The sequence below is a fragment of the uncultured Hyphomicrobium sp. genome, assembly GCF_902826555.1.
GTDB lineage: Bacteria > Pseudomonadota > Alphaproteobacteria > Rhizobiales > Hyphomicrobiaceae > Hyphomicrobium_C.
In genome coordinates this window covers 1-5609 of sequence record NZ_CADEFI010000042.1, presented here as the reverse complement: position 1 = coordinate 5609, position 5609 = coordinate 1, and the positions used below count along the sequence as shown (strand labels likewise).

The following is a 5609-nucleotide window of genomic DNA, read 5'->3' as shown; positions in this document are numbered from 1 at the left end:
GTCTTCTCGGATCCCGACGGCGACGAGCTGTGCATGCGCCCCGACATCACCGTGCCCACCTGCCGTTTGCACATCGAGCGTCATCCGGAGGCCGACGTCGCGGCCAAGTACAGCTACAACGGCCCCGCCTTCCGCTTTCAGCCCCAGGGCAGCGACCGCGCCCACACGCGCGAGTTTCGCCAGACGGGCATCGAAGCTTTCGGCGAGGCCAACCGCGAGCGCGCCGAGGCCGAGATCGTCGCCACCATCGTGGCTGGCCTCGAAGCCACGGGGCTCTCGAGCTATGCCATGCGCTTCGGCGACCTCGGCATCCTGCGCGAGATCCTGCGTGCCGTCGACATGCCGTCGCGCTGGCGCCAGCGCCTCATGCATCTCTTCTGGCACCCGGCAGCCTTCAAGGCGGAGCTGAAGCGCTTGACCGAGGAACCGGGCGCGGCGTCGGCCAAGATCCCGAAAGCGTTGCGCGACGCCATCGATCCCGATGATCCGCACGCAGCCGAAGCCGCTGTGGCCGGATACCTCGAGGCAAATGGCATCGAGCCCATCGGCCAGCGCAGCGTTGCCGAGATCGCCGACAACCTCTTGGGCCGCGTGGCGGATGCGCGCTCCGAGCCGCTTTCCGCCAAGACCGCGCAGCTGATCGCGAGCTACGTGGCGATCGTCGCGCCCGCACGCGCGTCTGCGCGGCGCATTCGCGAGCTTGCAACCCTCATGGGCGTCAATATTGAGCAGGCCATCGGCGCCTACGAGTGGCGGCTCGAGCTGATTGCGCGCGCCGGCGTCGATCTCGAACGGGCGGAGTTCTCGGCTGAGTTCGGCCGTGCGCTCGAATACTACACGGGCTTCGTGTTCGAGGTCATCACGCCGGAGCTGGGCCAGAAAAGCCCGGTCGCCGGCGGCGGCCGCTACGACTACCTCCTGAAGGCCGTCGGTGCGCCGCGCGACGTGCCGGCCGTTGGCGCCGCCGTGCACACCGACCGGCTCCTTCCCGCTCTCAACGGCAACGGGGGCGCCAATGTCTGACAAGCTGATCCTCGGCGTGCCGTCGAAGGGGCGCCTCATGGAGCAGACGGCGGAAGCCTTTGCCGGCGCCGGGCTGACCTTGCGCAAGACCGGCAACGAGCGCGGCTATCGCGGCGAGATCGTCGAGCTGCCTGACGTGGACGTCGCCTTCGTGTCGGCGTCCGAGATCGCCTGGCATCTGAAGACCGGCCGCGTGCACCTGGGCGTCACCGGCGAGGACCTGATCCAGGAACAGATGTCGGACGCCGCCGACCGCGTCACGTTCGTGAGGAAGCTCGGCTTCGGACACGCCGATGTCGTTGTCGCTGTGCCGGATTGCTGGATCGACGTCCGCACGATGGCCGACCTCGCCGAGATCGCACTGCCGTTTCGCCGCGCCCACGGCCGCTGGTATCGCGTGGCGACCAAATATCTGAACCTTACCCGCCGCTTCTTCGCCGCCAAGGGTTTGGCCGACTATCGGATCGTCGAGAGCCTTGGCGCCACCGAGGGCACACCCGCGGCTGGGGCGGCCGAGCTGATCGTCGACATCACGACCACCGGCACGACGCTTGCCGCCAACGGCCTGCGCATCCTGGATGACGGCGTGGTGCTGCGCTCCGAGGCCAATCTGATCGCGTCGAGACTGGCCTCCTGGACCCCGGCCGTCGAGCGAGTGATGGCGGAGATCACCGCCCGCATGACCGCCCCGGCTAAGCCATGATCGCTTCGGATCCTGTCGCCCCGAAGCAGGATCTGGAGCGTAGGTCCAATTCGAAAAGGAGCACTGTGCTCCGGCTAACCTTTCCGGTCGAATTAAGGCTCCGGCGAGCCGCTTTGCGCCGTCGGACGGGTTGAACTTCGCCCCGCGCCTGGTCCACATTCAGGCCTAGTTCATGCGGGGAATGGTGATCTGGGAGAAAGCCGGGTGCGTCGTTCGCGCCGCTCTTGGCAGGAAACGGCATTCGAGGATGACGATGAATACCCCGCGTCTCTCTGCAGCGTGTCTTACGGCGGTCCTGGTCGGAGCCGCATTGGTGTCCGGCGCCAACGCTCAGGCCAATTGCGACACCTACGGCAAGCTCGCGCTCCAGCAGGAGCAGGAGAACGTCGACGCCAAGTGCGGCTTCTCGGGGCCTGCCTGGAGCCCGGATCTTAAGGCGCACGTGGCGTGGTGCGCCTCCGTCGGCCCCGATCAGTGGAAGATCCAGCTCCAGAGCCGCAAGCAGCAGCTCGACGCCTGCAAGGCGAAGTAGGGTCTGTCTCCGTCATTCCACCCCTCGTCACCGAGGTCGAGCTAGCTTGAGCGCTATCAGCGACGTCATGCCGGCGCTATGACCGCCTGACTGCTCTCGGCTGACATCCCTGCGGACAAAAAAAGAGCGGCCCTGCTCAGCAGAGGCCGCCCTCGTGTTTCATTGAAGCCGGTGCGCTAGTGCACGCTCGCGATCTCGAGCTCGCCGTCCATGGCGTGGCTGAGCGCCGCCTGGCGCGTATCCGTGAGCGCGATGGGCGTGCCGTCGGCCGCATGCAGGGCAAAGAGATTGATGCCGCGAGGCAGATCCTCGATGGCCGGAAACATGCGGAGCGCTTCGTCGGACGACATGGTCTTGATATAGGCGACCTGTCCGCCGCCAAGCCGAGCAAGCTCGATCTCGCTCATGACCTGAGCAACCGCGGGTCGCGATTTGCTGGACCGCTTCGTCGTATTCTCTTTCATGACGCAACTCCTCCTCTCTCGAGGTATTCCAACGTCATGGTAACGAGGCAGGCGTCGAATTTCCTTCGCCACCACGAACCATGTTCTTACGATTCGATACGCTTGGCTGTAGCGGGCGCGCACCTAAGCGAGACGAATCATTCATCTTACGCCTGGGCTTAGCGTCGAATCGCCGCATTATCCGCGCCCGGCCCCGATCTCGATCTTTCGTACAAGGCGGTGCGGCTCGTGCCGCACGAGATCGATAGCAAGAAGTCCGTTCGAAAGTTCGGCGGACTGCACTTCGATCCCATCTGCCAGCACGAAAGTCCGGGTGAACTGGCGCGTTGCGATTCCGCGATACAAGTACTCGCGCGATTTTTCGTCTTGCTGGCGCCCACGCACGGTGAGCTGGTTGTCCTCGACCAGGATTTCGAGCTGGTCCCGCGTAAAGCCCGCAAGCGCAATCGTGATGCGCAATTTCTCTTTGGCGCCGTCGGCGGCGGCGATCCGTTCAATATTGTACGGGGGGTAGCCCTCATTGCCGCCCTTGCCCGTGCGATCGATCAGACGCTCGATCTCCTCGAAGCCGAGCAGCAGTGGATTGGACAGCACAGATAGTCTGCTCATGACAGCGAAAGCCCTTTCGATAAGCGACCTTCTTGTTCTTTAAACGCGGCGGCACCAAGTTGGATCACCGCCCCGCCAGCCCCATTTCGGGCACCGGCTGCACATCTTGAAATATGGGACGGAACGGCCGCCATTCAAGCGCCGCGGCCGGGGTCGCCGGAAACCTCAGCCCGGGTTGCCGCGCACCGGCTGCAGCACAGCCTTGAGCAGCGTCGCCTTGCGCTCGAGATGCAGGGTGACGGCGTCCAGGCGGGCGGGGTCTTTGAGACGGCCGCCGATGGCCGCGACCAGCACGCTTTTGAGCTCGGCGAGCGTGTCCCGCAGCGCCGCCTCCGTCCGTTGCAGAGCCTCACCGGCCAGCTCCGATGGCGCACACCCGGGCAGCCCGGCGCCGCGGGCCGGACGGGTCCAGCGTACGGGCTTGCCGGCCACGATGTAGCGGCCATAGGCGGTCATCACGTAGCGCCCGAGCTCGGTCAGAACGACGGTGGCCCGCCGCGGCCCGGGGCCCGCCGCACCTCCGCCGCCCGGGGGGGCCACCAGCCCCGCCTTTCCGAGCGAAAGTGCCGCTCGCCGCCGCGCCGCGCTGAGCGAGCGCGACATTCCCGGCGCCGTCAGTATCAGGGGGCCTTTGGCCGCTGCGATCAGGATTTCTCGCTCCCGCTGCCCCAGCCGCACGTGCCGGAGGCCATCGCGGCCGGCCTCGAAGGAGACCCGGCAATGCGCGCACGGCGCCAGCGACCGGAGCCAGGCGTGCGCGTCCTCACCGCTCGGCGCCAGCGACGAAAAAAGCGAGGTCAGCGCTGGGCAGGACCCGCCGGAATGCGGGCATGACAGCGCCGGCGAAGCCGGCCCGTCCGCGCTTTCGGAAGCAGGCAGCGGCTCCGGCACCATCCGATGCAGAGCGTTTGCAACGCCTGATGCCTTTGGCACGATCTGATGCACGAGGCTGCCTCTGACGCCCGCGGAGGGCATGATCCGTTGCGGGCTTTGGCATCAGACGATTCAGGCGAGCTGCATCGACAAGTGCCAGGCACGAAACGATACGATGAGTCAGAGACTTAGAGGCATTTGCTGATGCGGAGCTTGCGCCCCGTGTTCCTCTCCGCTTGCGGGGGAGAGGACGAGAGACAGGGTCATTTGAACCGGCCGCCCTTCTCCAGCACCTCAATCTTGTAGCCATCCGGGTCCTCGATGAAGAAAAACCGCCCGAATGGCTTACCGTCGTGGGTCATCTGTTTGATATCTTTGGGGGAATATCCGAGACCTGCGATCCGCTCCCGCGTTGCCTCGAGGTTGTCGACCACGAAAGCGATATGCCCGTACCCGTTGCCGAGATCGTAAGGCTCGCTTCGGCCCTTGTTGACCGTCAGCTCCACTTCGAAATCGGCCTCGGCATTGCGGAGGTAGATGAGCGTGAAGTCGGCAAAATCCACCCGGTCGGCGATCTCGAGCCCGAACGCACCTCTGTAAAACGCGACGCTCTTCGCCTCGTCCAGCACCCGCACCATCATATGGATCGCCTTCGCCATGGCCTGCCGCCTCCCTGTCCTGTTTGGGAGCGGCCCGCCTCTCGGCCCGGCGGCGCTCCAAGTCGCACCCCGCTTTACACGCTCCATTGGCTGGCCGCCAAGCGCTGTGCTATCGGGGGCAGCATGGATCGTGTCATCGGACGTTAATAAACGGGGTTGGGTTCTATGAAGGAAGTCATCGAGGAGCTTGAGCGTCGGCGCGACAACGCTCGTCTGGGCGGCGGCATTGCCCGCATCGAGGCGCAGCACAAGCGCGGCAAGCTGACGGCGCGCGAGCGCATCGAGCTTCTGATGGATGAAAACTCCTTCGAGGAATACGACACCTTCGTCGAGCACCGCTGCGCCGACTTCGGCATGGAAAAGTCGAAGACCCCGGGCGACGGCGTCGTCACCGGCTGGGGCACCATCAACGGCCGCGTGGTTTATATCTTCGCCAAGGACTTCACCGTTTTCGGTGGCTCGCTCTCCCAGGCGCATGCCCAGAAAATCATGAAGATCCAGGACATGGCGCTGAAGAACCGCGCCCCCATTATCGGCGTGTTCGATGCCGGCGGCGCGCGCATCCAGGAAGGCGTCGACGCGCTCGGCGGCTACGGCGAGGTGTTCCAGCGCAACGTGCTCGCGTCCGGCGTCATCCCGCAGATCTCCGTCATCATGGGTCCCTGCGCTGGCGGCGACGTCTATTCGCCGGCCATGACCGACTTCATCTTCATGGTGAAAGACACGAGCTACATGTTCGTCACCGG

General features: G+C 65.2%; 8 protein-coding genes. 4 read left to right on the top strand and 4 right to left on the bottom strand.

The annotated features are described in order from the left end of the window. From QZV93_RS14775 to QZV93_RS14765, 3 genes are all read left to right on the top strand, one after another. Positions 1 to 1023, top strand: a 1023-nt coding sequence (locus tag QZV93_RS14775) for an ATP phosphoribosyltransferase regulatory subunit (RefSeq protein WP_295559391.1), incomplete at its 5' end; no start/stop codon positions are given. Further along, on the top strand, positions 1016 to 1726 hold the full coding sequence (gene hisG / locus QZV93_RS14770; RefSeq protein ID WP_295559390.1) for an ATP phosphoribosyltransferase: 711 nt from the start codon (positions 1016 to 1018) through the stop codon (positions 1724 to 1726). The genes QZV93_RS14775 and hisG, both read left to right, overlap by 8 nt. Positions 1727 to 1973: 247 nt before the next feature. Continuing rightward, complete coding sequence (locus QZV93_RS14765; protein ID WP_295559389.1) at positions 1974 to 2258, top strand: hypothetical protein; 285 nt, start codon at positions 1974 to 1976, stop codon at positions 2256 to 2258. 176 nt (positions 2259 to 2434) lie between these two features. Here QZV93_RS14765 and QZV93_RS14760 read toward each other — a convergent pair whose 3' ends face one another. The 4 genes from QZV93_RS14760 to QZV93_RS14745 all read right to left on the bottom strand — a co-directional run bounded on the left by QZV93_RS14760 (position 2435) and on the right by QZV93_RS14745 (position 4863). Then, on the bottom strand, positions 2435 to 2722 hold the full coding sequence (locus QZV93_RS14760) for a DUF1150 domain-containing protein (RefSeq protein ID WP_295559388.1): 288 nt from the start codon (positions 2720 to 2722) through the stop codon (positions 2435 to 2437). 177 nt (positions 2723 to 2899) lie between these two features. Continuing rightward, positions 2900 to 3331, bottom strand: a complete 432-nt coding sequence (locus QZV93_RS14755) for an Hsp20 family protein (RefSeq protein WP_295559387.1) — start codon at positions 3329 to 3331, stop codon at positions 2900 to 2902. A gap of 165 nt (positions 3332 to 3496) precedes the next feature. Then, complete coding sequence (locus QZV93_RS14750; RefSeq protein WP_295559386.1) at positions 3497 to 3934, bottom strand: hypothetical protein; 438 nt, start codon at positions 3932 to 3934, stop codon at positions 3497 to 3499. A gap of 533 nt (positions 3935 to 4467) precedes the next feature. Next, positions 4468 to 4863 (bottom strand): VOC family protein, encoded by a 396-nt coding sequence (locus QZV93_RS14745; protein ID WP_295559385.1) that lies wholly within the window; start codon positions 4861 to 4863, stop codon positions 4468 to 4470. 165 nt (positions 4864 to 5028) lie between these two features. Here QZV93_RS14745 and QZV93_RS14740 point away from each other — a divergent pair. Continuing rightward, a partial coding sequence (locus QZV93_RS14740) for a carboxyl transferase domain-containing protein (protein ID WP_295559384.1) occupies positions 5029 to 5609 on the top strand: 581 nt, incomplete at its 3' end.